3 protein-coding genes are annotated in these 1761 nt (G+C 72.1%); 2 read left to right on the top strand and 1 reads right to left on the bottom strand.

The window, feature by feature from the left end; genetic code table 11:
* Window positions 1-177: 177 nt before the first annotated feature.
* Entirely contained in the window at window positions 178-480 is a 303-nt protein-coding gene (locus NON22_RS23835) for a 7(1) septoil knot domain-containing protein (protein ID WP_257389473.1), read from the bottom strand.
* Window positions 481-690: 210 nt separating this feature from the next.
* Between NON22_RS23835 and NON22_RS23830 the strand changes: the two genes are divergently transcribed.
* Together NON22_RS23830 and NON22_RS23825 are read left to right on the top strand one after the other, a co-directional pair.
* On the top strand, window positions 691-1386 hold the full coding sequence (locus NON22_RS23830; protein ID WP_257389472.1) for a hypothetical protein: 696 nt from the start codon (window positions 691-693) through the stop codon (window positions 1384-1386).
* Window positions 1387-1537: 151 nt separating this feature from the next.
* On the top strand, window positions 1538-1761 hold a 224-nt coding region (locus tag NON22_RS23825), incomplete at its 3' end, for a hypothetical protein (RefSeq protein WP_257389471.1).

The raw sequence follows: 1761 nt of genomic DNA, 5'->3' as shown, positions 1-1761 counted from the left end.
GGGCAGGGCCAGGCACAGGCCGAGAACGGCGGCGAGACGGCGGCGCGGTGCGGGCATGACGGAGTCCGGGGCGAGGGCGGTCCGCAACCATAGCAACCGGCGCCCCGCGGCCGGTAGTGCGGCCGGTCCGGGGCGCCGCGGCTGCGGCGACGTCGCCGGCGGCCGGGAAATCGCCGGCTAGGGCAGGCCCGGGAAGCTGTCGACGAAGCGGATCGTGAAATCCGGGAAGCTCTCGACGAGCTGGATCCGGTAGTCGGGAAAACCGTCGACGACCTGCCACTCGCCGGCAGCGTCGGGAAAGCTCTGCACGATCTTGACATGCAGGTCGGCGAAACTGTCGACGACCTTGACCTTGTAGTCGGGAAAATTCGTGACGAACTGGATCTTGCCGCGAATCCGCGCCGGATCGGGCTTGGCCTCGCCGGCGCCGACGGCGGCCAGCGGCAGCAGCGCCAGGGCGACGGCGAACAGACGGTGCATGGGCCGCTCCGGACCTATCGTTCGCACGAGTCTAGCGCGCCGTCCGCGGCGGCGGACGGCGCGCGCCGATGTCCCATTGGTCACCCTTGCGCGACAGTGCCGCCCGCCCCATCTCGGCCAGTGCAAGGGCGGATCGCCGCGTTCGCGCATAGTCCGCGCCGTATCGCCTACACTTCCGGCGTCAGCACACGTAGCGATGGGGAGGTCGCAGTGAGCCGATTCATGCGTGCCTTGCAGAAGGCGGGTCTCGTCGAACTCGACGAACAGGCCGAACCGGTCGTGGCCGAGGCGCCGGCCGAATCCGTGTCCGCGGTGGTCATGGACCATGCCGGTACGACGTCGGCACCTTTGCCGGAAGCGGCGCCCGCCACGGCGCCGGTCGTCGCCGGCCCGGTCGCCGAACAGCGGCCGTTCGAGGACATCTACGCCGAGCAGGGCGTGCCGGCCGCGACGTTCAGCGCGGAAAAGCTGCTCAAGATCTTCGACGGCCTGGCCGCGCTCGATCCGGCCGCGCGCATCGCCGCGGTGCGTGCGCTCGACGCGGCCGACGATGCCTGGACCGTCGACGACGCGCTGCTCGATGCCGAACGCAAGTCGCGGGCGCTCGGCGCCGCGCGCGGCCAGCTCGAGCAGCAGGCACGCGCCGCGCTGGAACAGGCGCGCCGCGACATCGCCGAGCGCGACCAGCGCCAGCAGGACGCGGTCGGGCGCATCCGCAGCCAGATCACCGATCTCGAAGCCCTGCTCGAGCGCGAGGTCGCGCGCGCGACCGAGGAAAAGGCCGCGCTCGAGAATGGCGCGCGCGCGACCAAGGACGCCTGCCTGCGCGAAGTCGCGCGGCTGGACGCCGAAGCCGAGCGCCTGCGGCGCCTCGCCGCGACGTTCGGCACACCGCCGCCGGGCTGAGGTTCGGGTTCGCTCGCCCTGCAACGTTCCATGAGTAAGTTTCGAATCCATCGCATCGGGAAGCGCGGAGTTCCGTCCTCCGCAACGCAGGAATGAACAGGTCCCGCGTTTTCCGCCGCGCCGCCACCGTTACCCTGTCCACGGAGCCACCATGGCCAAGATGACCCCGCTCGCCAAAGGTCTGGTCACCCTCATCATTCTCGGCGGCACCGCCGCCGCCGCCTGGCACCTCGGCCTCAAGGAGATCGTGCAGGGCAAGGGCACCGCGGCTCCGGCCGCGCCGGCTCCGGCCGCGACCAGTTCGACGGCGCCGGCCGGCACGCCGGCCGCGACGACCGCTCCGGCCAGGCCCGCGGCGCCGCCGGCCGCCGGCGG

It is taken from the genome of Tahibacter caeni (genome assembly GCF_024609805.1).
Taxonomy (GTDB): Bacteria; Pseudomonadota; Gammaproteobacteria; order Xanthomonadales; family Rhodanobacteraceae; genus Tahibacter; species Tahibacter caeni.
The sequence above is the reverse complement of the archived record's forward strand: the minus strand, read 5'-3'. Positions and strand labels throughout refer to the sequence as shown.